Genomic DNA, 25,981 nt, shown 5'->3' on the forward strand with positions numbered 1-25,981 from the left:
TTTGCCTGGCGGCTTTAGCGCGGTGGTCCCACCTGACCCCATGCCGAACTCAGAAGTGAAACGCCGTAGCGCCGATGGTAGTGTGGGGTCTCCCCATGTGAGAGTAGGGAACTGCCAGGCATCAAATAAGTGAAGAGGCCATCCGAAAGGATGGCCTTTTTGCGTTTCTGCGCTGCACAAACTAATCCCCCAACGCCCTGCTTATACGGTAAACTACCTGCGTTTTTGCATCAGGATAGCGTCTATGAACCACTCCCTTAAGCCCTGGAATACCTTTGGCATTCAACGTAATGCTAATCAAATTGTACGTGCCGATACTGCACAGCAGCTGCTGGATGCATGGCAAAGCGCAACAGAAAATAACGAACCCGTACTGATTCTGGGCGAAGGAAGCAATGTCCTGTTTCTCGACGATTTCGCGGGAACGGTGATCGTTAACCGCATCATGGGCATTGGTGTGGAAGAGCATGCCGATAGCTGGCATCTGCACGTGGGGGCCGGAGAAAACTGGCATCAGTTGGTGCAATTTACCCTCGAAAAAGGGATGCCGGGTCTGGAAAACCTGGCGCTTATACCAGGCTGCGCCGGATCGTCACCCATCCAAAACATCGGTGCCTACGGCATCGAACTGAAACATGTCTGTGAATATGTCGACTGCATCGAACTGGCGACCGGAACGGCTAAGCGCTTAACGGCAGAACAGTGTCGGTTTGGCTATCGTGACAGTATCTTCAAGCATGAATATCAGGATCGCTACGTGATTGTCGCCGTGGGCCTGCGTCTGCCAAAGAACTGGCAGCCGGTGCTGACCTATGGCGATTTAACGCGTCTCGATCCAGCAACCGTCACTCCCCGCGACGTATTTGACTCAGTTTGCCATATGCGAATGACCAAACTTCCCGATCCGAAAGTAAACGGAAATGCAGGAAGCTTCTTCAAAAATCCGGTTATTAGCAGCGAAAATGCAAAAGCCTTTCTTGAAGGATGGCCCACTGCGCCACATTATCCTCAGGCAGATGGCAGCGTGAAGCTGGCCGCTGGCTGGCTGATCGATCAATGCCAGTTAAAAGGCACGTCCGTAGGTGGCGCTGCCGTTCACCAGCAGCAGGCTCTGGTACTGATTAATCAATGCGATGCGACCAGCGATGATGTTGTCCAGCTGGCGCATTATGTTCGTCAACGTGTGGGCGAAAAGTTTAACGTCTGGCTGGAGCCAGAAGTCCGCTTCATTGGCCGCACAGGTGAAGTGAATGCCGTGGAGACCATTGCGTGAAGGACAATACCATTCCGTTAACCCTGATTAGCATCCTTGCTGACGGGGAGTTTCACTCTGGCGAACAGCTGGGCGAGCAGCTGGGCATGAGCCGTGCCGGCATTAACAAGCATATCCAGACGCTTCGCGACTGGGGCGTCGATGTGTTCACGGTGCCGGGAAAAGGCTACAGCCTGCCGGAGCCAATTCAATTGCTGAATGAAGACGTCATCCGCAGCCAGCTTGGACACGGCAACGTTGCGGTGCTGCCGGTGATTGATTCGACGAACCAGTACCTTATGGATCGGCTGAGCGAACTCTCATCCGGCGATGCCTGTGTTGCTGAATACCAGCAGGCCGGTCGTGGCCGTCGCGGTCGCAAATGGTTCTCGCCATTTGGCGCCAATCTCTATCTGTCCATGTACTGGCGTCTGGAGCAGGGGCCTGCCGCAGCCATTGGGCTGAGTCTGGTCATTGGTATCGTCATGGCGGAGGTGCTGCACGATCTGGGTGCCGATCGGGTCCGCGTTAAGTGGCCAAACGATCTGTACCTTAACGATCGTAAACTTGCCGGTATTCTGGTCGAACTGACGGGAAAAACCGGTGATGCGGCGCAAATTGTTATTGGCGCGGGCCTCAATATGGTGATGCGTACTGTCCAGGATGATGTGGTGAATCAGGCCTGGACCAATCTCCAGGAGGCGGGGATTGTTATCGATCGTAACACCCTTGCCGTGCGCATGATTAAAGAGCTGCGCAGTTCACTCACGCTTTTTGAACATGAAGGCCTGGCACCGTTCCTGTCTCGTTGGGAAAAGCTGGATAACTTCATCAACCGTCCGGTGAAGCTGCTGATTGGTGATAAAGAGATTTACGGCATTTCCCGCGGTATTGACGCACAGGGCGCGCTGCTTCTGGAGCAGGATGGCGCGATCAAGCCCTGGGTGGGCGGTGAGATTTCCCTGCGAAGCGCCGAATAACCGGATGGAGTGAACGATGCGAAAATCCGTCTGCGCTACCCTGGCATTTAACGATGGGGCAGCCTTCCGGCGAGCCCGAAATCACCTCTAAAGACGACGACGATTCGGCAAGTCTGAAAATGCGGGTGTGGATTTCAGCGCAATAATGACGCACTGACTATCCCCTCTCCCCTGTGGGAAGAGGGGGAAATCAGTTACTGCGGATACGGTACCCAGTCCCCGCCGTTCAGGCGAACGTACGGTTTGTTCTGATACTGAATCACTACCGCGTTGGCGTTCTCGGAGACTTCAGCCGTTTGCGGCAGGTTGCTGGTGAGCTGATCCCAGTTCACGCTATCTTCCACAAACAGCTTCCCGTCAACGGCGCGGGCAACCAGTTCTGAAATCGCCAGATAGCTGCTTGGCTGGGTAATCTCAATTGGTGCGCCCTGGTGCGGTGCCTTCATACCAAAGAATTTAATGCCTGCAGGCACGTTGGTAATGGACGGGCTTGGGATATCGCGCAGACCGGATACCTGCATTCTGTCGCCTTTCAGCGCGCCACCGTGCTCAGGTACCACGACCACCATCACTTTACGGCCAGATTTTTCCAGCTCCGTGAAGAACGCGTCCAGCTCGTCGAAGAATTTCTGCGCCCGCACTTTGTAATCCGCCGTTTTACTCCCCCCCGGGAAGTGGTTACCGTCGTGAAGCGGCAGGGTGTTATAGAACGTTGCACTGCGCGGATTACTGTCTTTTTCGATGGTCTGCAGCCAGCGCTGCAGCACGGCGGTATCGTCATAAACCGGCGAGCCATCGAAGCCCAGCAGCGTAACGGGAAGACCGGTTTGATCCATCAGTGGCGCCTGCATGCCTCCCTGTTCACGTACCTCTTTCAGGAAGTTACCGAACTGACCGTTATGCCCCAGCATCAGGTGCTGCGTAAAGCCCAGCTTCGCGAGATTATCGAATAAATAACACTGGTTGCCAGCGGGCTGATACAGGTTTTTATGCGATGCCTGACCGCAGCTTGCTCGCAGCAGGCGGATTGCCGCCGGGCCGCTGTACGAGGTGGCAGAGTTAAAATCTTTAAACTGGATGTCAAAGTGGGACCACAGCGGGTGAGACATCAAACCGGCGGCATCCACGTCAGCCCAGGAGAGGGAACAGATGTTAATCACCAGCAGCTCAAACGGCTGCGCATCGGCTGGCAGCGCATCCGGGAATTTCGTCTGTCGCTTATCTTCAGCGGTATAGAAGCTGGAGAGCCAGGCATTAAGATTGGTGGAGGTCGGCGGTGCAGTCTGAGTTGGAATATCGCCCACCACCGGCGTATCGCCTGCTGTTGTAACGGTAGCCGCTGCGCTTCCTCCCGTCGTGGTCACCGTTGTCGTCGGCTGGCCGGCAGGCCACAGCGAAAAGCTTGGCCCCGCCAGCGTCAGCACGTTAAGCCAGATCATAATGGCGACGACAAACACCGTGACGCGGATCCACTGAGACAGGAACAGCCAGGCAACCAGCAGGACAAAGACGGCGCCAATCATCTGCCAGTTAATGAAACGCTCAGCCAGGTCAAGCATATAGTCTGCGCTGAAGCCCGCGACCTGCGATCCCTGGCTCATTATGCTTTCCGGACCAGGCAGCCAGGTATCGTGCCAGAACAGCGCAAAGCCGATGGGGATGGCCACCCAATGGCGTAAACGATGCAGCCTGATGTTCGGCAGAGGCATCAGCAGGAAGGCCATAAACACCAGGTTAAGCAGGGGATGGAAATTCAGATAACCTGCCCAAAGCAGGCCAAACTTCACCAGAAAGTAGAAGTTCCAGCCGGAAAGGCCGCGCCAGTATTGCCAGAGCGGCGAGGGTGACGAAGCGGTATAGGAAGAATTAGTCATGTTTACGGTCTGCCTTGACGTGTGATGCCCGTGTCAGTGTTCCGGCTGGTTTTACATAGCGAGGTTTTACAAACATCACTCTGGCCGTATCACGGATACGGCGTATGGAATGGCGTGCATAGTAGCCAAGCGGGAAAAAGATCAGCGCGCAGAATACGACCAGTTGGATGATATCGCTGATATTCATGATGGTGCGTTCTCCCCGTTCTCAGTTAATAAGCGAAGGGGTTCCGGAACCCGACGCCAGACATGTCCGTCATGTCTGGCATTGAGGATCGGTTTTACATCGCTCGTGATTGCGAGCGGTTTAACCCATTGTTCAGGCTGGAGAGCGCGCATTTGCACCAGCTCTGCGCTGATAGCATTATCTTCGAACCAAATCATACGGTTCGAGAAAATATCCCCGGTAGGCAGGGGGAAGATGTGGTTAAGCGCGGTATCAAGATCGTTGACCCGGCAAAACGACAAAAACAGCACCAGGCGATTGTCGCCAATGGTCATGATGTCCCCTGTACGGTTCGGGCGACACAGGGTGAGCGCCTGCTCAACGCGAATGCCCGGGACCGGCCGCAGGGCAACCATAACCCCTTTCCCGTCCGCCGGAAGTAACGTGTTGCTCATCATGTTGCCGACGGCATCGCAGAACGTATCCCATTTCTGGTAGCCACGCAGCTTCATCGGCTGGGTCATGGAGAGCAGCGTGGAGATATCTTCCGGGACATGGCGGCTGAACTGCTGACCCTGAACGCTTTCAATAAGCGTCAGGCAGCGTGACAGTGGCGCATTCCAGGGGATAACCATATTTGCCCCGCAGCCCAGAAGCAGACGCTCATCGGTAGCGCGCAGGCTGGTATTATTTTCGCGCACCACAATTTTTAACGCGCTGCCGCGCTGGCGGCGCAGGGTGTGAATTTGTCTCGCCAGCGTTTCAATCTGATTATTCTGCATCAACGAGAAAACGAGGGTGGCTGCCTGGGTGGTGCGGGCTTCATGAAAAAGCGCTTCGTTAGACTCAAACAGTGTCCAGTTTTCCGAAAGCGCGGGCGCGCCCTCTAAAACCGCAATATGGCTCAGGATGCGCTTTTCATCGCTGCGCGGCTGCACCACGGTTTCTTCCTGCTGTGCCAGGTGCCATTTCCCCTCAATATGTTTAAGAGTCAGCTGTTGCCTGGCGCTCACGCCCTTTTCATTGCACCAGAAGGCAATATCGTAGAGATAGCTGCCTGCCTGGTCACGAAGACTTGCCAGTCCGAACAGGGAGCGATATTCGCCCATCAAAAGTGAGAACAGCTTGTCATTATTACTGCCGGGGTTGACGACCAATAGCGTGCAATTTTGAAACTTTGCCCATTTATTGATTTTTTCCAGCCACGACAGCAGTTTTTCAGCAGGAATATTTTGCAGTATGTTATTTGCACATTTAAGAATCACTAAATAGTGATCCGGATCTATAGAGCACTGAACGTCGCGGGACAAAAAGTATAGACTATCCGCTTCCGCTGACATAGAAAACAAACGTACTTTCTGGGGGCCGCTGTCGCTTTCGAGCGTAATTATTTTCTTCGGCTCTTCGCCCATGCTAATGACGGCCACGCGGGAATCCTTATCCTGAGCGGCAATTGTCTGGTTTACCAGGCTGATAGCGTCTTCATTACGATCCGTATTAATCCACCAGACTCCACCGACTGGCATGTGGCTCAATTCGTCCCATAATGACTGGATGCCAATAGAAAATATGGAGTCCACGATGTCCCTCTTTTCGTCTAATTTGCCTGTATCTCAGTTTACTAGCGAAAGCGTAGAAATAAACCTAACATTGAAATTAAAGAACATCAGATTTAGCATGTAAATGAAATTTGTCAGGGCAGGATGCCCTGCAACTTCCGAGCGTGCGATTTTCCTCAAAGGGATGGAATAAGAATGGATAATAACGAACCTGCAACCCCAGTCGACTCGACTCTGGGTTACACATTCCAAAACGATTTTCTGGCGCTGGCGCAGGCCTTTTCTCTACCTGAAATAGATTACACCGATATTTCCCAGCGGGAACAGTTGGCTGCTGCTATTAAACGCTGGCCGTTATTAGCTGAATTCGCCCATCAACATTAAGGGAGCCATTGATGGCCATACTCGGATTACAGGGCGTCCGTGGCGGTGTGGGTACCACATCTGTTACCGCGGCGCTGGCGTGGTCATTACAGCTTTTAGGTGAATCGGTGCTGGTGATTGACGCCTGCGCCGATAATTTGCTGCGTATGTCGTTCAACGTCGATTTCACTCGCGAAGAGGGCTGGGCCCGCGCGCTGCTTGATGACAAAGACTGGCGGGATGCGGGGCTACGCTATACCTCCCAGCTGGATTTATTGCCTTTTGGCCAACTGACCACCACAGAACGCGAGAATGAAGCCGCCTATCAGCGTCTGTTTTCGCAGTTCACGCTTGCGCTGCAGAGCCTGAAAGAAAAGGGGCACTACCAGTGGATCCTGCTGGATCTGCCGCACGGCGCCGGGACGCTGACCCGGCAGCTCATCGCCCAGTGCGATCATGTACTTTCCGTGGTGAACGTCGATGCGAACTGCCATATTCGCCTGCATCAGCAGGGACTGCCTCAGAACGCACATCTCCTGATTAACGATTTACGTATCGGTAGCCAAATCCAGGACGATCTCTATCAGGTGTGGCTGCAAAGCCAGCGCCGCCTGCTTCCCATTGTGATTCATCGGGATGAGGGGATGGCGGAATGCCTCGCCTCCAAGCAGCCGCTGGGTGAATACCGCAGCGACTCGCTGGCAGCAGAAGAGATCCTGACGCTGGCGAACTGGTGTCTGCTGAACTTCGCCAGCAAGGCGGAGCCTGCTGGGAGTTCGGTATGAGTCGACTCGCCAGCTGGCTTCTCATCCCGCCGGTCAGTTCGCGTTTGAGCGACCATTACCGGCACTTTCGCCGGCATGGTGCTCCGGCATTCAGCGCCGCGCTCGGCTGTTTCTGGCTGATTCTGGCCTGGACGTTCGTTCCACTCGAGCACCCGCGCTGGCAGCGCATCCGTGCGCGTCACGGCGAATTATTCCCACACATTAACCCCGACCGACCACGGCCTTTGGACCCGGCGCGCTATCTTATTCAGGCCGTCTGGCTGGCAATATCGTCATCCCGAACGGAGAAAATAACGCCGCACTGGCGCAGCTATTCCCGCGTACAGCAGTTACGTGAACGCTATCACCAGTGGCTGGATAAACTGCCCGCTAACGTCAGCGATAAGACCAGCCATCTGGATAACCATAAAGAGCTTGGGCATCTCCACCCAGGCTTGCGGCGTTTTATTCTCGGCGTGATTGTCGTGTTCTCGCTCATTCTGGCGCTGGTCTGTATTACGCAACCTTTCAACCCGCTGGCGCAGTTCATCTTCCTGATCCTGCTGTGGGGCGTGGCGTTGCTGGTTCGTCGTATTCCGGGCCGTTTCTCGGCGCTGATGCTGATTGTGCTGTCGCTGACGGTTTCCTGCCGCTACATCTGGTGGCGTTACACCTCAACGCTGAACTGGGACGACCCGGTCAGCCTCGTGTGCGGTCTGGTGCTGCTGTTTGCTGAGACCTACGCGTGGATTGTGCTGGTGCTAGGCTATTTCCAGGTGATCTGGCCGCTCAACCGCCAGCCGGTTCCGCTGCCTAAAGACACCACGCAGTGGCCGACCGTCGATCTCTTCGTCCCGACCTACAACGAAGACCTGAGCGTGGTGAAAAACACCATCTATGCCGCGCTGGGCATCGACTGGCCGAAAGATAAGCTCAAAGTCTGGATCCTGGATGACGGCAACCGCCCGGCGTTTCGCCAGTTTGCGGAAGAGGTCGGCGTTGAGTACATCGCCCGCCCGACGCATGAACACGCTAAGGCGGGGAACATCAACAACGCCCTGAAGTATGCCTCCGGGGAGTTCGTCTCGATTTTTGACTGTGACCACGTGCCGACGCGCTCGTTCCTGCAGATGACCATGGGCTGGTTCCTGAAAGAGAAAGAGCTGGCGATGATGCAGACGCCGCACCACTTCTTCTCGCCGGACCCGTTTGAACGTAACCTTGGCCGCTTCCGCAAAACCCCGAACGAAGGCACGCTGTTCTATGGGCTGGTGCAGGACGGGAACGACATGTGGGATGCCACCTTCTTCTGCGGCTCCTGCGCGGTTATCCGCCGTAAGCCGCTGGATGAAATCGGCGGAATAGCCGTTGAAACGGTAACGGAAGATGCGCATACCTCGCTGCGCCTGCACCGTCGGGGCTATACCTCTGCCTATATGCGTATCCCTCAGGCCGCCGGTCTGGCGACGGAATCTCTCTCGGCACACATCGGTCAGCGTATTCGCTGGGCGCGCGGCATGGTGCAGATTTTCCGCCTCGATAACCCGCTGATAGGCAAAGGGCTCAAGCTGGCGCAACGTCTCTGCTACGTCAACGCCATGTTCCACTTCTTGTCCGGCATCCCGCGGCTGATCTTCCTGACCGCGCCGCTGGCGTTCCTGCTCCTTCACGCCTATATCATTTACGCCCCCGCGCTGATGATTGCGCTGTTCGTTCTGCCGCACATGATCCACGCGAGCCTGACGAACTCGAAGATTCAGGGCAAATACCGGCACTCCTTCTGGAGTGAAATCTACGAAACGGTGCTGGCGTGGTACATCGCGCCGCCGACGATGGTCGCGCTGATTAACCCGCACAAAGGGAAATTCAACGTCACCGCGAAGGGCGGTCTGGTGGAAGAAGAGTACGTCGACTGGGTGATCTCCCGCCCGTATATCTTCCTCGTGCTGCTGAATATTGTCGGCGTGATCGCCGGTATCTGGCGCTACTTCTACGGCCCGGAAAACGAAATCCTGACCGTCTTTGTAAGTATGGCCTGGGTGTTCTACAACCTGATTATCCTCGGCGGCGCGGTGGCGGTGTCGGTAGAGAGTAAACAGGTTCGTCGCGCGCATCGCGTTGAAATCTGCATGCCTGCGGCGATCGCTCGTGAAGATGGTCACCTCTTCTCCTGTACGGTGCACGACTTCTCTGACGGTGGCCTGGGGATCAAAATCAACGGCCAGGCGAAAGTGCTGGAAGGGCAGAAGGTTAACCTGCTGCTTAAGCGCGGTCAGCAGGAGTATGTTTTCCCGACGCAGGTTGTGCGTGTGGCAGGCAGTGAAGTGGGTCTGCAGCTGATGCCGTTGACCAAAAAGCAACACATTGATTTTGTGCAGTGTACGTTTGCCCGTGCGGATACATGGGCTCTCTGGCAGGACAGCTTCCCGGAAGATAAACCTCTGGAAAGCCTGCTGGATATTCTGAAGCTGGGGTTCCGTGGCTATCGTCACCTTGCAGAATTTGCCCCGTCGTCGGTGAAATTAATTTTCCGGTCACTTACTTCGCTGGTTTCCTGGGTCGTGTCGTTCATTCCTCGTCGTCCCGAGCGGGATGAGACGAAGCAGGCGGACCCGGTTATGGCTCAACAATGATGATAACGCGATGAAAACAAAACTTTCCTGGTTATGTGCAGTGGCAATGGGAGTGAGTGCACTTCCCGCAACAATGGCTAACGCAGCACCCGGTAACGCAGCGGCGACGCCTGCGCCGACGGTACCTGTCGTCGCGCAGGCAACCGATCCGGTTGTTACGGCGGCACCCGGTCAAACAGAAAACATCATTCCGAACCAGCCAACGGAGGGGAACACCCTGCCGGTCGAGAATCCGGTCATCGGGCAGGTGATGCCGGGCGTGCGGGGGGCTAACGCGCCCGTTGTCGCGGATAATGTGCCGTCGCGGGACGTGAAGCTGACCTTCGCGCAAATCGCGCCGCCGCCGGGCAGCATGGTGCTGCGCGGCGTCAACCCTAACGGCAGCATTGAATTTGGTATGCGCAGCGATGAGGTTGTTTCAAATGCGGTACTGAACCTTGAATACACCCCGTCGCCATCCCTGCTGCCGACGCAGTCTCAGCTGAAGGTCTACCTGAACGATGAACTGATGGACGTTCTGCCGGTGACCAAAGAGCAGCTGGGTAAGAAAACACAGGCGCAGGTGCCGATTAACCCGCTGTTCATCACCGACTTTAACCGTATCCGTCTGGAGTTTGTTGGTCACTACCGCGATGTCTGCGAAAACCCCGCCAGCAACACGCTGTGGCTGGACGTCGGGCGTAACTCCTCGCTGCAGATGACCTACCAGCCGCTGGCGCTGAAAAACGATCTGTCGGCGTTCCCGGTTCCGTTCTTCGACCCGCGTGATAACCGTCCGCTCACGCTGCCGATGGTGTTTGCATCGTCCCCTGACGTGACCGAGCAGCTGGCGGCGACCATTGTGGCCTCCTGGTTTGGCTCCCGCTCCGGCTGGCGCGGTCAGAACTTCCCGGTAATGTATGACAAAATGCCGGACAGGAACGCGATTGTCTTTGCAACCAACGCGAAGCGTCCGAGCTTCCTGCGCGACCACCCGGAAGTCAAAGCGCCAACCATTGAGATGGTAAGTCACCCTGATAACCCGTACGTGAAGCTGCTGGTGGTCTTTGGTCGTGATGATAAAGATCTGGTCCAGGCCGCGAAGGCGATTGCTCAGGGCAACGTCCTTTTCCGCGGCAACAGCGTGGTGGTGGACGAAGTTAAGCCGCTGCTGGCGCGTAAACCTTATGACGCGCCAAACTGGGTGCGTACCGACCGCGCCGTGACGTTTGGTGAACTGAAAACCTATGAAGAGCAGCTGCAGGCCTCCGGCCTTGAGCCATCGCCGATTAGCCTGTCGCTGAACCTGCCGCCGGATCTGTACTTGCTTCGCACCAACGGCATTGATATCAATCTCAACTACCGCTATACCGCGCCAGCGACGAAAGACAGCTCGCGCATGGATATCAGCCTGAACAACCAGTTCCTGCAATCGTTCAGCCTGCAAAGTACCCAGGACACCAACCGTCTGATGCTCCGCCTGCCGGTGCTGCAGGGGCTGCTGGACGGAAAAACGGACGTCTCTATTCCGGCGCTGAAGCTTGGCGCGATCAACCAGCTGCGTTTTGATTTCCAGTACATGAACCCTACGCCTGGCGGTTCGGTGGATAACTGCATCACCTTCCAGCCGGTACAAAACCACGTTGTGATCGGCGATGAGTCGACCATCGACTTCTCGAAGTACTACCATTTCCTGGCGATGCCGGATCTGCGTGCCTTTGCTAACGCGGGTTTCCCGTTCAGCCGCATGGCCGATCTCTCTGAATCCATTGTGGTGATGCCAAAAGCGCCAAACGAAGGCCAGGTGACGACCCTGCTCGACACCATGGCAACCGTAGGCGCGCAAACCGGATTACCGGCAGTTAACGTCACGTTGACGGACGATGGCAGTCAGATCCAGAACAAAGATGCGGATATCATGGTGATCGGCACCATCCCGGACAAGCTGAAGGATGAAAAACGTATCGACCTGCTGGTGAAAGCCACCGAGTCGTGGGTTAACACGCCGCTTCGCCAGACCGAGTTCCCAAGCATTATGCCGGACGTGAACGACCGTAAGGCCAGCGCGCAGACGGCCGTAACCTCTCAGGGGGCGATGGCTGCGGTGGTGGGCTTCCAGTCTCCTTACAACGATCAGCGTAGCGTGATAGCCCTGCTGGCGGACAGCCCGCGTGGCTATGAGCTGCTGAATACCGCGATGAACGACAGCGGCAAACGTGCCGCGATGTTTGGTTCTGTGTCGGTGATCCGCGAGTCCGGCGTCAACAGCCTGCGCGTGGGTGATGTATATTACGTCGGCCATCTGCCGTGGTTCGAGCGCCTGTGGTATGCGCTGTCGAACCATCCGGTTCTGCTCGCCATCCTGGCTGCGGTCAGCGTGGTCTTGCTGGCATGGGTGCTGTGGCGTCTGCTGCGCATCATCAGCCGTCGTCGCCTTAACCCGGATGAGTAAGACGTGATGAAAGCCTTTCGCTGGTGTGTAGTCGCAGCGTTGATGCTGGCGGCGATCCCTCTTCGCGCCGCCTGTACCTGGCCTGCCTGGGAGCAGTTTAAAAAGGATTACATCAGCGAGGGCGGGCGCGTCATCGATCCGAGCGACACGCGTAAAATTACAACGTCGGAAGGGCAAAGCTATGCGTTGTTCTTTGCCCTGGCCGCTAACGATCGCAAGGCGTTTGACCAGTTGCTGACGTGGACGCGCGATAACCTCGCCAGCGGCAATCTCAACGATCGTCTACCCGCCTGGCTCTGGGGACAGAAAGACAAAGAAAACTGGGGAGTGATTGATACCAACTCCGCCTCAGATGCCGATGTCTGGATTGCCTGGTCGCTGCTCGAAGCGGGCCGGTTATGGAAAGACCCGGACTATACCCAAACGGGCAAGGCACTGCTAAAACGCATTGCCAGCGAGGAAGTGGTGAAAGTGCCGGGGCTCGGCTCAATGCTGCTTCCCGGTAAAGTCGGTTTTGCCGAAGAAAACGCCTGGCGCTTTAACCCCAGCTACCTTCCTCCACAGTTAGCGAGCTATTTCACCCGCTACGGTGCCCCGTGGACCACGCTGCGTGAAACCAATCTGCGGCTGCTGCTGGAAAGCGCGCCGAAGGGATTCTCGCCGAACTGGGTGCAGTATCAGAAAAACAAAGGCTGGCAGCTACAGCAGGATAAAACGCAGGAAGGGGGCTATGACGCCATCCGTGTCTATCTTTGGGTGGGCATGATGAGCGATAAAGATCCTCAAAAAGCCCGGCTGCTGACGCGCTTCCAGCCGATGGCGGCAAAGACAATCAAACAGGGCGTGCCGCCGGAGAAAGTGGATGTAGCGACGGGTAAACACACCGGCAATGGCCCGGTCGGGTTCTCTGCCGCGATGCTGCCGTTTTTACAGCAGCGCGATGCCCAGGCGGTTCAGCGCCAGCGCGTGGCAGATCATTTTCCCGATAACAATGCCTACTACAGCTATGTATTGACTCTTTTTGGTCAGGGATGGGATCAGCATCGTTTTCGCTTCACCGCTAAGGGTGAATTAATACCGGATTGGGGCCAGGAATGCGCAAGTTCACAGTAAATCTACTCACTCTATCGCTTGGGCTGGCACTGATGCCGCTGGCGCAGGCCGTTAACTCTCCGCAGCAGAAACAGCTGCTGGAGCAGGTTCGGCTGGGCGAATCGACACATCGCGAGGATTTGGTTCGTCAGTCGCTCTACCGTCTTGAGCTGATCGATCCGAACAACCCTGACGTCATTGCCGCCCGCTTTCGCTACCTGCTGCGCCAGGGCGATAACGCCGGAGCGCAAAAAGAGCTGGACCGCCTGAAGGGGATCGCCCCTGACTCCGGCGCGTACCAGTCCTCACGCAATACCATGCTGCTTTCCACCCCGGATGGCCGCCAGCAGCTTCAGCAGGCGCGCTTACTCGCTACGACAGGGCACACGCAGGAGGCGATTGCCGCATATGACAAGCTCTTTGACGGCAACCCGCCGGGCGGCGACGTGGCGACGGAATACTGGAATGTGGTGGCGAAAGATCCTGCCCGTCGCAATGCGGCCATTAACCAGCTGAAAAAAATAAACAGCAGCAGCCCCGGGAATACCCAGCTCCAGACGACGCTGGCCCAGCTTCTGTTCCAGAGCGGACGCCGTGATGAAGGCTTTGCGGTGCTGCAGGATATGGCTAAATCCACCGGCGGCCGCGGCCAGGCCTCTGACATGTGGTATGAGCAGATCAAAGACCAGCCTGCCAGCAGCGCCAGCGTCACCGCGCTGCAAAAATACCTGACCGTCTTCAGCGACGGCGATAGCGTCGCGGCGGCGCGCGCCCAGCTTGAGGCGCAGCAAAAGCAGCTCGCTGACCCGGCGTTCCGCGCGAAAGCGGAAGGGCTGGCGGCAGTGGATGCCGGGCAGGGGAGTAAGGCGGTGGCGGAGCTGCAAAAAGCCGTCAGCGCCAACCATGCCGACAGTGAAGCGGTGGGGGCTCTGGGGCAGGCCTATTCCCAGAAAGGCGATCGCGCCCGCGCGGTGGCACAGTTTGAAAAGGCGATTGCCCTCGATCCGCAGAGCGATAACCGCGGTAAATGGGACAGCTTGCTGAAGGTTAACCGCTACTGGCTGCTGATCCAGCAGGGGGATGCGGCGCTGAAGGCGAATAACCCGGCGCAGGCGGAGCGTTACTATCAGCAGGCGCGCAACGTCGACAACACCGACAGCTATGCGGTGCTGGGGCTGGGAGATGCCGCTGCGGCGCGTAAAGATAACGACGCGGCGGAGCGTTATTACCGCCAGGCGTTACGTATGGACAGCAGCAACAGCAATGCGGTTCGCGGCCTTGCCAATGTTTACCGCGCGCAGTCCCCGGAGAAAGCCTCGCAGTTTATCCAGTCTCTCTCCGCCAGCCAGCGCCGGAGTATTGATGATATTGAGCGTAGCCTGACTAACGAGCAGCTTTCCGCCCAGGCAGAACAGCTGGAGAGTCAGGGGAAATACGCTCAGGCGGCAGACATTCAGCGTCGCCGTCTGGCACTCTCGCCCGGTGACGTCTGGATAACGTATCGTCTCTCGCGCGATCTCTACAGCGCGGGCCAGCGCAGCCAGGCGGATACCCTGATGCGCCAGCTTGCCAGCCAGAAACCGTCTGACCCGGAGCAGGTGTATGCCAACGGGCTCTACCTGTCCGGAAACGATCAGGACCGGGCCGCGCTGGCGCATCTGAATACCCTGCCGCGCAGCCAGTGGAACGGCAATATTCAGGAACTTGCCGACCGTCTGCAAAGCAATCAGGTGCTGGAAACCGCCAACCGCCTGCGCGACAGCGGCAAAGAGCAGGAGGCGGAAAATCTTCTGCGTCAGCAGCCTGCCTCCACCCGCATCGACCTCACGCTGGCGGACTGGGCGCAGCAGCGTGGCGATCTGAACGCGGCGAAAACGACGTACAGCGCCGTCCTGCAGCGTGAGCCGCAGAACGAAGACGCGATCCTCGGTTTGACCGAAATTTACAGCGCGGAAGGTAACAAAGATGCCGCCCGTGCAGAGCTCGCGAAACTGCCCGCCGCGCAAAACGGCCAGCCGCTGTCGCTCAATATGCAGCGCCGGATCGCGATGGCGCAGGCAGGTCTGGGCGATTCCGCTGCCGCAGAACAGACCTTCAGCAAAATCATTCCGCAGGCTAAATCACAGCCCGCCTCCATGGAAAGCGCGCTGGTGCTGCGTGATGCTGCCCGCTTCCAGACGCAAAACGGCCAGCCGCAGCAGGCGCTGGAGACGTATAAAGATGCGATGGTGTCGTCCGGCATCACCACGACGCGTCCGGTGGACAATGACAGTTTCACCCGTCTGACGCGTAACGATGAAAAAGATGACTGGCTGAAGCGCGGCGTGCGCAGTGACGCCGGTGATTTGTACCGTCAGCAGGATGTTAACGTCACGCTCCAGCACGACTACTGGGGCTCCAGCGGCACGGGCGGCTATTCCGACCTGAAAGCGCATACCACCATGCTCCAGTTGGACGCCCCGCTCTCTGACGGGCGCATGTTCTTCAGAAGCGATCTGGTCAACATGGACGCCGGCACCTTTGATAACAATAACGGAACTTACGACCCTAAATGGGGGACCTGCTACGACACGCCGTGTAGCGGCAACACCAGCCAGAGCGACAGCGGCGCCAGCGTCGCCGTTGGCTGGCAGAATAAAACCTGGGCGATGGATATTGGTACCACGCCAATGGGCTTTGACGTCGTCGACGTGGTGGGCGGTATCAGCTACAGCAGCGATTTAGGCCCCATCGGCTATACCGTCAACGCCCATCGTCGGCCTATCTCCAGCTCTCTGCTGGCGTTCGCCGGGCAAAAAGATACCAATACCGGCACCACCTGGGGCGGCGTGCGCGCGACCGGCGGCGGGGTAAGCATCAGCTATGACAAAGGCGAGGCGAACGGCGTCTGGTCAAGCCTGAACGCGGAAACGCTGACCGGTAAAAATGTGGAAGATAACTGGCGCGTCCGCTGGATGACGGGTTATTACTACAAGCTCATTAATAAAAACAACGAGCGCCTGACGGTCGGCGTCTCCAATATGCTCTGGCACTACGATAAGGATCTGAGCGGCTATTCCCTCGGTCAGGGCGGCTACTACAGCCCGCAGGAGTATGTCTCCTTCGCGCTGCCGGTGACCTGGCGTAAGCGTACGGAAAACTGGTCCTGGGAGCTGGGTGGCTCGGTGTCCTGGTCCCACTCCAAAACCAAAGACGAGCTGCGTTACCCGATCCAGAGCCTGATCCCGACCGATGAGCCAGGCCGCTATACCGACCGTGGCGCGATGGAAACCGGCAGCTCCTCCTCCGGGACGGGTTATACCGCGCGGGCAATTATCGAACGCCGGGTCACCTCCAACTGGTTTGTGGGCATGGGCGTAGATATTCAGGAAGCGAAAGATTACACCCCAAGCCATGCGCTAATTTATGTGCGCTACTCTGCTGCAGGCTGGCAGGGCGATATGGACTTACCGCCGCAGCCGCTTATTCCTTATGCGGACTGGTAATCGGATTTTCCTTAATCCATTTGTAAGTCTCTCTTAATAGCGCGGCAATCGGGTATACTCAGGCGCGCCAGGTTTACACCCTGGCGCGCCCTGCGCTTCGAGTTTTGTGGAGAGTCATTTTGCGTGTCAGCCGTTCCTTAACGATCAAACAAATGGCGATGGTCTCTGCCGTCACTATGCTGTTTGTACTGCTCTTCTGCGTAATTTTGCTGTTTCATTCCGTACAGCAGAATCGCTATAACACGGCTTCGCAGTTAGAAAGTATCGCCCGCTCGGTGCGCGGCCCGCTCTCCGCCTCGATCCTGAAAGGGGACATTCCCGAAGCGGAAACCATCTTAAAGCGCATTCAGCCTGCCGGCGTCGTTAGCCGCGCCGATGTCGTCTTACCCAACCAGTTCCAGGCGTTGCGGATGAGTTTTATCCCGGAGCGTCCCGTCCCGATGATGGTGATGCGCCTGTTTGAGCTGCCGGTGCAAATTTCTCTGCCTCTCTATTCGCTGGAACGTCCTGCCAATCCGCAGCCACTGGCCTACCTGGTTCTGCAGGCGGACTCGTACCGGATGTATAAATTCGTCATGAGTTGGGTGGTTACGTTAGTGACCACTTGCTTACTTATGACCCTGATCATCAGCGTAGCGCTGACGTGGTGTATAAACCGCCTCATTGTCCATCCGCTGCGCCGTATCGCCCGCGAGCTGAACGGGCTTTCGCCGCAGGATCAACTGGGGCACCAGCTTGAGCTGCCGCGTCTGCATCAAGACGATGAGATCGGTATGCTGGTGCGCAGCTACAACCTCAACCAGCAGCGCATCCAGCGTCATCAGGATGAGCTAAACAACAGCGCCACGCGCTTCCCGGTGTCGGAGCTACCTAATAAAGCGTTTCTGATGGCAATGCTGGAGCAGACCGTTGCGCGGCAGCAAACCACGGCGCTGATGGTGATTGCCTGTGAAACCCTGCAGGACACGGCGGGCGTGCTCAAGGAGAGCCAGCGTGAAATGCTGCTGCTGACGCTGGTGGAAAAGGTGAAGTCTGTCCTTGCCCCGCGCATGGTGCTGACCCAGGTCAGTGGTTACGACCTGGTGGTGATTGCCAACGGCGTGAAAGAGCCGTGGCACGCCATCACATTAGGTCAGCAAGTACTTACTGTCATAAATGAGCGGTTGCCCGTGCAGGGCATCCAGCTTCGTCCGAGCGCCAGTATCGGTATCGCCATGTACTACGGTGATTTAACGGCGGAGCAGCTGTACCGCCGCGCATTCTCGGCGGCGTTTACCGCCCGGCGCAAAGGGAAAAATCAGATCCAGTTCTTTGACCCGGAGCAGATGGAAAAGGCGCAGCAGCGCCTGACGGAAGAGAGCGATATCCTGACCGCGCTGGATAACCGTCAGTTCGCCCTCTGGCTACAGCCGCAGGTGAATTTACAGACGGGGGAAGTGAAAAGCGCCGAGGCGCTGCTCCGCCTGCAGCAGCCGGATGGCTCCTGGGAGCTGCCGGAGGGGCTGATTGAGCGCATCGAATCCTGCGGGCTGATGGTCACCGTTGGCTATTGGGTACTGGAGGAGTCCTGCCGCCAGCTTGCCGCCTGGCAGGAGCGCGGCGTAACGCTGCCGCTGTCGGTCAACTTGTCTGCCCTGCAGCTTATGCATCCGACGATGGTCTCCGAGATGCTGGAGCTGATCCACCGCTACCGGATCAAGCCTGATACGCTGACGCTGGAAGTGACGGAGAGCCGGCGCATTGACGATCCTAACGACGCGGTGGCCATCCTGAAGCCGCTGCGCAATGCCGGCATTCGCATCGCGCTGGACGATTTTGGTATGGGCTACGCCGGGCTGCGCCAGCTTCAGCACATGAAAGCCCTGCCGGTGGACGTGCTCAAAATCGATAAATCGTTTGTCGACGGGCTGCCGGAGGACAGCAGCATGGTGCAGGCCATCGTCCAGATGGCGCGCAGCCTCAAGGTGCATCTTATTGCCGAGGGGATTGAAACCGAAGCGCAACGCGTCTGGCTGGCAGAGGCGGGCGTCGAGAGCGGCCAGGGATACCTTTTTGCCCCCGCGGTGCCGCCGGATGTCTTCGAGCAGCGATACCTTTCTGGCGCTGACCATAACGCAAAAGTGTAATTTTGTTGCTGGCTTGTGCGAGCCAGTTCAAAGTTCTTAACATTTGTGTTTCAAATTTGAACCGGGTTTATTTCTGTCCTGTTATACGGGTGTTATTTTAGAGCCGCAGGTTAACCATAACCTTACAAAGCCTGTGGTTTTTCTTCCCAAGGACACCCTATGAAAACCTCACTCTTCAAAAGTCTTTATTTCCAGGTCCTGACAGCCATCGCCATCGGTATTCTGCTGGGTCACTATTACCCGGAGCTGGGCGCGCAAATGAAACCGCTTGGCGACGCGTTCGTTAAGCTCATTAAAATGGTCATCGCCCCGGTGATCTTCTGTACGGTGGTAACGGGCATCGCTGGCATGGAAAGCATGAAGGCGGTGGGCCGTACCGGTGCAGTGGCGCTTCTCTACTTTGAAGTGGTCAGTACCCTTGCGCTGATTATTGGTCTGGTCATCGTCAACGTGGTACAGCCTGGCGCGGGTATGAACGTTGATCCCTCTACGCTGGATGCCAAAGCGGTTGCGGTCTATGCCGAACAGGCGAAGGATCAGGGCGTGGTGGCCTTCCTGCTGGACGTCATCCCTGGCAGCGTCATCGGCGCCTTCGCCAGCGGAAACATTCTGCAGGTGCTGCTGTTTGCCGTGATGTTTGGCTTCGCCCTGCACCGTCTGGGCAGCAAGGGCCAGCTTATCTTCAACGTGATTGAAAGCTTCTCGCAGGTCATCTTTGGCATCATCAATATGATCATGCGCCTGGCGCCGATCGGTGCCTTCGGTGCGATGGCCTTCACCATCGGCAAGTATGGCGTTGGCACGCTGGTGCAGCTGGGTCAGCTGATCATCTGCTTCTACATCACCTGTATTCTTTTCGTGGTGGTGGTGCTGGGCTCCATCGCCCGTGCGACAGGCTTCAGCATTTTCAAATTCATCCGCTACATCCGTGAAGAGCTGCTGATTGTTCTGGGGACCTCCTCTTCAGAATCGGCGCTGCCGCGTATGCTCGACAAGATGGAAAAGCTGGGGTGCCGTAAATCGGTGGTCGGCCTGGTGATCCCGACGGGGTACTCCTTCAACCTTGACGGTACCTCGATATACCTGACGATGGCGGCCGTGTTTATCGCCCAGGCGACCAACAGCCATATGGATATTTTCCATCAAATCACCCTGCTGGTGGTGCTCTTGCTGTCGTCTAAAGGGGCTGCGGGCGTGACGGGCAGCGGCTTTATCGTGCTGGCGGCCACCATTTCTGCGGTGGGGCATCTGCCGGTGGCGGGTCTGGCACTGATTCTTGGTATTGACCGCTTTATGTCTGAGGCGCGTGCCCTTACCAACCTGGTGGGTAACGGCGTGGCCACGGTGGTAGTCGCGAAATGGGTGAAAGAGCTGGATCACAAGAAGCTCAACGATACGCTGAATAATCGCGCGTCTGATAGCAAAAATCCTGGTTTAACCTCCTAATCTTGTCACAATTGCCCGCATTCCCTTGTCGGGATGCGGGCTCCTGCGCATAATAACTGTTCATACCTGTCATAATTCGACAAGATTTTTTTTGGGTATATTTCACTTCGGACCGTGACGTTTTGCCGAACGCGCGGTCTAATCGACGTGTTTTCATCGTCATCTTTTAGAGTGCAGCGCGTCGCGAGACACTCTTTTTAACCAGGAATGTTGATCAGGGGTTCACATGCAGGGCACAAAAATTCGACTCTTAACCGGCGGTTTGCTGATGATGGCAGCAGCCAGTTATGTGCAGGCAGATGCGCTCCAGCCAGACCCGGCCTGGCAACAAGGCACGCTAGCGAACGGTTTTCAGTGGCAGGTGTTATCTACTCCACAGCGTCCCAGCGATCGTATTGAAATCCGTCTGTCCGTAAATACCGGCTCCCTTACGGAAAGCACTCAGCAAACCGGTTTTAGCCATTTTATTCCCCGTCTGGCGCTCACGCAGAGCGGCAGCTTGCAGGCAGTACAGGTGCGTTCGCTGTGGCAACAGGCCATCGATCCGAAACGCCCCCTTCCTCCGGCTGTGGTCTCCTATGACTACACCATGTTTAACCTGAGCCTGCCAAATAACCGTAACGACCTGCTTAAAGAAGCCCTTACCTATCTCTCCGATGCCTCTGGCAACCTGGCGATTACGCCAGACACCGTGAACTATGCGTTGAGCAACGGCGACATGGTGGCGACCTGGCCTGCGGATACCAAAGAGGGCTGGTGGCGTTACCGTCTGAAAGGCTCAACGTTGCTGGGGCACGATCCGGCAGAGCCGCTGAAGCAGCCGGTGGACGTTGAACAGGTAAAATCGTTCTACCAGAAATGGTACACCCCGGACGCGATGACGCTGATCGTTGTCGGCAATGTGGATAGCCGCGCGGTGGTTGAGCAGATCAACAAAGCGTTTGGCGATCTGAAGGGCAAACGTGAAACGCCAGCCCCTGTCCCGACGCTCTCTCCGCTGCGCGCCGAGCCTGTCAGCATTATGACGGACACCGTGCGCCAGGACAGGCTCTCCGTGATGTGGGATAACGCCTGGCAGCCTATTCGCGAGTCTGCGGCGCTGCTGCGCTACTGGCGTGCCGATCTGGCGCGTGAAGCGTTGTTCTGGCACGTTCAGCAGACGCTCAGCAAAAACAACGTGAAGAACATTGGCCTTGGCTTTGACTGCCGCGTGCTGTTCCAGCGTGCGCAATGTGCCATTAACGTTGAATCGCCGGGCGATAAACTGAATGCGAACCTGGGTGTGGTGGCGAAAGAGCTGGCAAAAGTGCGTAAAGAGGGGCTCTCTGAAGAGGAGTTCAACGCGCTGCTGGCCCAGAAAAAACTGGAGCTGCAGAAACTGTTTGCCACCTACGCTCGCGCCGATACCGACATTCTGATCAGCCAGCGGATTCGCTCCCTGCAGAATCAGGTTGTCGACATTGCGCCTGAGCAGTACCAGAAGCTGCGTCAGGACTTCCTGAACGGTCTGACTGTGAATATGCTGAATCAGGATTTACGTCAGCAGCTGTCGCAGGATATGGCGTTGATCCTTCTGCAGCCGAAAGGCGAGCCGGAATATGACATGAAGGAACTTCAGAAGACCTGGGATTCCATTATGGCCACCGCGTCGCAGCCGGCGCAGGCTGCAACGGCTGATGATCTACACCAGGACGCGTCGGATATTCCGCAGGGGCAGTAACCCCCTCACGCTGACCCTCTCCCCTTTGGGGAGAGGGTTAGGGGAAACTAAACAGGCATCGCCTCGCGCGGAATAATCGCCCCGCGATACTGAATCACGGTGCTGGCCGTCAGGTGCCCACGCTGTGCCGACGCTTCCGGCGTTCCCCCCGTCAGGCGTACCGCCAGGTAGCCCGCGCTGAAGGAATCCCCCGCCGCGGTGGTATCAATCACTTTCTCTTTGTCCAGCTTCACCGCAGGGACCTCAATCACCGCTTCACCCGCAATCGCGACCAGGCACGACTCCGCGCCGCGCTTAATCACCACTTCGCTCACGCCTGCTGCGTGCGTGCGGGCAATCACGTCCTCAACCGGCTTTTCACCCCACAGGGCGTCTTCATCATCGAGCGTGAGGAAGGCGATGTCCGTGCACTGCAGCATCTGCTGATAAACCTGCTGCGTCTCTTCGCGGCTGGCCCACAGGCGCGGGCGGTAGTTGTTATCAAAAATCACCTTCCCGCCGTTGGCGCGGCATTCGCGCAGCAGCGAGAGCAGCTTTTCGCGGCTGGTCGGGCTTAAAATCGCCAGGCTAATGCCGCTCAGATAGAGATAGTCAAACGTCGCCAGCTCTTCGCAGATGGCCCCAGCGGCGTCGCTCTCCAGCCAGAATTTGGCCGCGGCTTCGTTACGCCAGTAATAAAACGTGCGTTCGCCGGTGCTGTCAGTTTCGATGTAGTAAAGCCCAGGCAGGCGGTTTTCCATACGCTGTATAAGCGAGGTGTCAACATGTTCACTCTGCCAGGCTTCCAGCATCTGCTGGCTGAAGCTGTCCGTGCCGAGGGCGGTGACGTAGTTCACGGTGAGTGCCTCAGGCGCAACCTGACGGGCAATGTAAACCGAGGTGTTTAACGTATCGCCACCAAATCCGCGGCTGACTTCCGGGCCTTTTTGTGACAGCTCAATCATGCATTCGCCAATCACGGCAATTTTTTTGGACATAGTCGTGAACCTGAACAGAAGAATTTTCAGCAGTGTGCGCCGAGTGAATTAGATGGTCAACTATATTAAAACGGTGTTCCATTATTTTATTTGAGCCAGCGCGTGTTCCGGCAAATTTCTGTCATCTTAATTTCATTTTCACGGTGAATTGAACATAAAGTTCTCAATTATCGCGCCGATAATCCTGTGACGAGTCCAGAAAGGCTATCCCAACAACAGGACATCTGAAATGAAGTCAGAGCAGGTTATCCAGCGGCTGAGCACTACGCCTGAGGCAAGTATTGAGAACTTGCAGGAGCATCGCTACTGGCTGCAATGTGAGCGCGCGTACACCTGGCAGCCGATCTATCGAACGGACGGTCGGCTGATGGCAATTGAAATTTTGACCGTCGTTACGCATCCCTCAAACCCTACTCAGCGCATCGCGCCGGATCGCTATTTTGCCGAAGTTGCCGTTCGCCAGCGTCTGGACGTGCTGGAAGAGCAGCTCCGTATGCTGGCGACGAAACAGGCCTTTTTCGAGCAGCATACGATCCTCGCCTCGGTGAACGTGGATGGCCCAACTCTGCTGGCGCTGCGTCAGAACGCGAAGCTGCAGGAGCTGATCGCCACCCTGCCGTGGCTGCGCTTTGAGCTGGTGGAGCACGTGCGCCTGCCGCAGGATTCCTCGTTTGCGTCAATGTGTGAATTTGGCCCGCTGTGGCTGGATGACTTTGGCACCGGTATGGCGAACTTCTCGGCCCTCAGCGAAGTGCGCTATGACTATATCAAGGTGGCTCGCGATCTGTTCATCATGCTGCGCCAGACCCCGGAAGGGCGGAATCTGTTTACGCTGTTATTGCAGTTGATGAATCGCTATTGCCAGGGGGTGATCGTTGAAGGCGTGGAAACGCTGGAAGAGTGGCGTGATGTGCAAAACTCTCCCGCAGCGGCGGCGCAAGGCTATTTCCTCTCTCGCCCCGTGCCGATGGATCTCCTCGAAAGCGCCAGAACGACCCTCTGATAGCCCCGTTTCCCTTTGTCTGGACTATAGTTTTACAGGAAAGGTCATCAGGAAAGGGGATAACAATGACAAAAACAACCAGGGTCATTTCCTGGATTACAGGGATTTTCTTGTTGTTGATCGCGATCGTCGTCATCATTATCGCGACGTTTGACTGGAACCGCCTTAAGCCGACCATCAACCAGAAAGTCTCAACTGAGCTGAACCGTCCCTTCGCCATTCGTGGCGATCTGGGTGTGGTATGGGAGCGTCAGAAAGAGGAGACCGGCTGGCGAAGCTGGATCCCCTGGCCGCACGTCCACGCCGACGACATTATTCTCGGCAACCCGCCGGATATCCCCGAAGTGACCATGGTGCATCTGCCGCGCGTGGAAGCCACGCTGGCGCCGCTAGCGCTCCTGACCAAAACCGTCTATCTACCGTGGATCAAGCTCCAGCAGCCCGATGCGCGCCTGATCCGCCTCTCTGAAAAAAACAATAACTGGACGTTTAACCTTGCCAGCGACGGCGAAAAAGATCCGAATGCCCAGCCCTCTTCGTGGTCATTCCGTCTGGACAATATTCTTTTCGATCGCGGGCGGATCGCCATCAACGATAAGGTCAGCAAGGCAGACGTGGAGATCCTGGTCGATCCGCTGGGTAAACCGCTGCCGTTTAGCGAAGTCACGGGCAATAAAGCGAAAGGCGATAGCGCCAAAGCGGGTGATTATGTCTTCGGCCTGACGGCAAAAGGGCGCTACAACGGTCAGCCGCTTAACGGGAAAGGGAAAATCGGCGGCATGCTGGCGCTTCGGAGCGAAGGCACGCCGTTCCCGGTGCAGGCGGATTTCCGCTCGGGGAATACGCGCGTGGCGTTTGTGGGGACGGTCAACGATCCGATGAACATGGGGGGCGTCGACCTGCAGCTCAAGTTCGCCGGTGACTCGCTTGGCGAACTGTATGAACTGACCGGCGTACTGCTGCCGGATACCCCGCCGTTCGAAACGGACGGGCATTTGGTTGCCAAAATTGATACCGAAAAATCGTCCGTTTTTGACTACCGGGATTTCAACGGCCGCATCGGCGACAGCGATATTCACGGCACGCTGACCTACACCACCGGAAAACCACGGCCAAAACTGGAAGGGGATGTCGAATCCCGCCAGCTGCGTCTGGCCGATCTTGGCCCGCTGATAGGCGTGGATTCGGGCAAAGGGACAAAGTCAAAAGAGGTTAAAAAGGACGTTCAGCCTGCGGGAAAAGTGCTGCCTTACGATCGCTTTGAAACCGATAAGTGGGACGTGATGGATGCGGATGTGCGCTTCAAAGGGCGCAAGATTGAGCATGGCAGCACGCTACCGCTGAGCGATCTCTCGACGCATATCATCCTGAAAAATGCCGACCTGCGCCTGCAGCCGCTGAAGTTTGGTATGGCGGGCGGGACGATTTCCTCCAACATTCACCTGGAAGGCGATAAAAAGCCGATGCAGGGGCGGGCGGAGATCCAGGCGCGTCGATTGAAGCTGAAAGAGCTGATGCCGAACGTGGAGCTGATGCAGAAAACCCTCGGTGAAATGAACGGCGATGCGGACATTCGCGGGGTGGGGAATTCCGTGGCGGCACTGCTGGGCAGCGGCAACGGTAACCTGAAACTGCTAATGAACGACGGTCTGGTTAGCCGCAACCTAATGGAGATCCTGGGGCTGAACGTCGGTAACTTTATCATCGGGCAAATCTTTGGCGATGACGAGGTGCGGGTGAACTGCGCGGCGGCGAATGTGGATCTGGTTAACGGCGTGGCGCGTCCGCAGATTTTTGCCTTCGACACAGAAAACGCGGTGATTAACGTGACCGGTACCGCCAGCATGGCCTCCGAGCAGCTGGATTTGACTATCGATCCGGAAAGTAAGGGGATTCGTATTATTACCCTGCGCTCGCCGCTTTACGTGCGTGGGACCTTCAAAAATCCGCAGGCGGGCGTCAAGCCCGGGCCGCTGATTGCGCGTGGCGCGGTGGCCGCAGCCCTCGCGACGTTGGTCACCCCGGCCGCCGCGCTGCTGGCGTTGATTTCGCCGTCAGAAGGCGAGGCGAATCAATGCCGGACGATTTTGTCGCAGATGAAGAAGTAACG

General features: G+C 56.9%; 17 protein-coding genes and 1 rRNA gene. 14 read left to right on the plus strand and 4 right to left on the minus strand.

The window, feature by feature from the left end; all coding sequences use genetic code 11:
- The first annotated feature begins 4 nt into the window (after window positions 1-4).
- The 3 genes from rrf to birA all read left to right on the plus strand — a co-directional run bounded on the left by rrf (window position 5) and on the right by birA (window position 2,232).
- A 5S ribosomal RNA gene (gene rrf / locus APT89_RS00065) occupies window positions 5-120 on the plus strand.
- Between the two features lie 124 nt (window positions 121-244).
- Window positions 245-1,273 carry a UDP-N-acetylmuramate dehydrogenase gene (murB, locus tag APT89_RS00070; RefSeq protein WP_060571551.1) on the plus strand — a complete coding sequence of 343 codons (1,029 nt, stop codon included), beginning with the start codon at window positions 245-247 and terminating at the stop codon, window positions 1,271-1,273.
- On the plus strand, window positions 1,270-2,232 hold the full coding sequence (gene birA / locus APT89_RS00075; RefSeq protein ID WP_060571552.1) for a bifunctional biotin--[acetyl-CoA-carboxylase] ligase/biotin operon repressor BirA: 963 nt from the start codon (window positions 1,270-1,272) through the stop codon (window positions 2,230-2,232). The genes murB and birA overlap by 4 nt, the downstream gene beginning before the upstream one ends.
- Window positions 2,233-2,426: 194 nt before the next feature.
- Here the strand turns inward: birA and bcsG are convergent, their stop codons facing one another.
- Genes bcsG through bcsE form a run of 3 tightly spaced genes read right to left on the minus strand, consistent with a single transcriptional unit; the run spans window position 2,427 to window position 5,852 of the window.
- The gene (gene bcsG, locus APT89_RS00080) at window positions 2,427-4,106 is read right to left on the minus strand and encodes a cellulose biosynthesis protein BcsG (RefSeq protein ID WP_060571553.1); all 1,680 of its coding nucleotides are present in this window, start codon (window positions 4,104-4,106) and stop codon (window positions 2,427-2,429) included.
- Entirely contained in the window at window positions 4,099-4,293 is a 195-nt protein-coding gene (gene bcsF / locus APT89_RS00085) for a cellulose biosynthesis protein BcsF (protein WP_072201618.1), read from the minus strand. The genes bcsG and bcsF overlap by 8 nt, the downstream gene beginning before the upstream one ends.
- On the minus strand, window positions 4,290-5,852 hold the full coding sequence (gene bcsE, locus APT89_RS00090; RefSeq protein WP_060571554.1) for a cellulose biosynthesis c-di-GMP-binding protein BcsE: 1,563 nt from the start codon (window positions 5,850-5,852) through the stop codon (window positions 4,290-4,292). The genes bcsF and bcsE overlap by 4 nt, the downstream gene beginning before the upstream one ends.
- A gap of 174 nt (window positions 5,853-6,026) precedes the next feature.
- On the opposite strand from bcsE, the gene bcsR reads away from it, so the two are divergent.
- The 9 genes from bcsR (at window position 6,027) to APT89_RS00135 (ending at window position 21,891) form a co-directional block, all read left to right on the plus strand.
- Complete coding sequence (gene bcsR / locus APT89_RS00095) at window positions 6,027-6,215, plus strand: cellulose biosynthesis protein BcsR (RefSeq protein WP_028014761.1); 189 nt, start codon at window positions 6,027-6,029, stop codon at window positions 6,213-6,215.
- 11 nt (window positions 6,216-6,226) lie between these two features.
- Window positions 6,227-6,979, plus strand: a complete 753-nt coding sequence (bcsQ, locus tag APT89_RS00100; protein WP_028014760.1) for a cellulose biosynthesis protein BcsQ — start codon at window positions 6,227-6,229, stop codon at window positions 6,977-6,979.
- Entirely contained in the window at window positions 6,976-9,591 is a 2,616-nt protein-coding gene (gene bcsA, locus APT89_RS00105; RefSeq protein WP_060571555.1) for a UDP-forming cellulose synthase catalytic subunit, read from the plus strand. The genes bcsQ and bcsA overlap by 4 nt, the downstream gene beginning before the upstream one ends.
- Window positions 9,592-9,601: 10 nt before the next feature.
- Window positions 9,602-12,022 carry a cellulose biosynthesis cyclic di-GMP-binding regulatory protein BcsB gene (gene bcsB, locus APT89_RS00110; protein ID WP_060571556.1) on the plus strand — a complete coding sequence of 807 codons (2,421 nt, stop codon included), beginning with the start codon at window positions 9,602-9,604 and terminating at the stop codon, window positions 12,020-12,022.
- A 6-nt stretch (window positions 12,023-12,028) separates the two neighbouring features.
- A complete protein-coding gene (bcsZ, locus tag APT89_RS00115; protein WP_060571557.1) occupies window positions 12,029-13,135 on the plus strand; it encodes a cellulose synthase complex periplasmic endoglucanase BcsZ in 1,107 nt (368 codons plus the stop codon).
- A complete protein-coding gene (gene bcsC, locus APT89_RS00120; RefSeq protein WP_060571558.1) occupies window positions 13,117-16,599 on the plus strand; it encodes a cellulose synthase complex outer membrane protein BcsC in 3,483 nt (1,160 codons plus the stop codon). The genes bcsZ and bcsC overlap by 19 nt, the downstream gene beginning before the upstream one ends.
- Before the next feature lie 119 nt (window positions 16,600-16,718).
- On the plus strand, window positions 16,719-18,725 hold the full coding sequence (gene hmsP / locus APT89_RS00125; RefSeq protein ID WP_028014755.1) for a biofilm formation regulator HmsP: 2,007 nt from the start codon (window positions 16,719-16,721) through the stop codon (window positions 18,723-18,725).
- 159 nt (window positions 18,726-18,884) lie between these two features.
- A complete protein-coding gene (locus tag APT89_RS00130; protein ID WP_028014754.1) occupies window positions 18,885-20,171 on the plus strand; it encodes a dicarboxylate/amino acid:cation symporter in 1,287 nt (428 codons plus the stop codon).
- A gap of 226 nt (window positions 20,172-20,397) precedes the next feature.
- The gene (locus APT89_RS00135; protein WP_041911852.1) at window positions 20,398-21,891 is read left to right on the plus strand and encodes a M16 family metallopeptidase; all 1,494 of its coding nucleotides are present in this window, start codon (window positions 20,398-20,400) and stop codon (window positions 21,889-21,891) included.
- Window positions 21,892-21,938: 47 nt separating this feature from the next.
- Here APT89_RS00135 and APT89_RS00140 read toward each other — a convergent pair whose 3' ends face one another.
- On the minus strand, window positions 21,939-22,868 hold the full coding sequence (locus APT89_RS00140) for a sugar kinase (protein ID WP_060571559.1): 930 nt from the start codon (window positions 22,866-22,868) through the stop codon (window positions 21,939-21,941).
- A 229-nt stretch (window positions 22,869-23,097) separates the two neighbouring features.
- On the opposite strand from APT89_RS00140, the gene pdeH reads away from it, so the two are divergent.
- Both pdeH and APT89_RS00150 read left to right on the plus strand, forming a co-directional pair.
- Complete coding sequence (gene pdeH, locus APT89_RS00145) at window positions 23,098-23,871, plus strand: cyclic-guanylate-specific phosphodiesterase (protein ID WP_041911854.1); 774 nt, start codon at window positions 23,098-23,100, stop codon at window positions 23,869-23,871.
- Window positions 23,872-23,936: 65 nt separating this feature from the next.
- Window positions 23,937-25,979 carry an AsmA family protein gene (locus APT89_RS00150; RefSeq protein WP_060571560.1) on the plus strand — a complete coding sequence of 681 codons (2,043 nt, stop codon included), beginning with the start codon at window positions 23,937-23,939 and terminating at the stop codon, window positions 25,977-25,979.
- The last annotated feature ends 2 nt before the right edge of the window (window positions 25,980-25,981 follow it).

The sequence above is a fragment of the Enterobacter sp. 50588862 genome (assembly GCF_001462935.1).
GTDB lineage: Bacteria > Pseudomonadota > Gammaproteobacteria > Enterobacterales > Enterobacteriaceae > Enterobacter > Enterobacter bugandensis.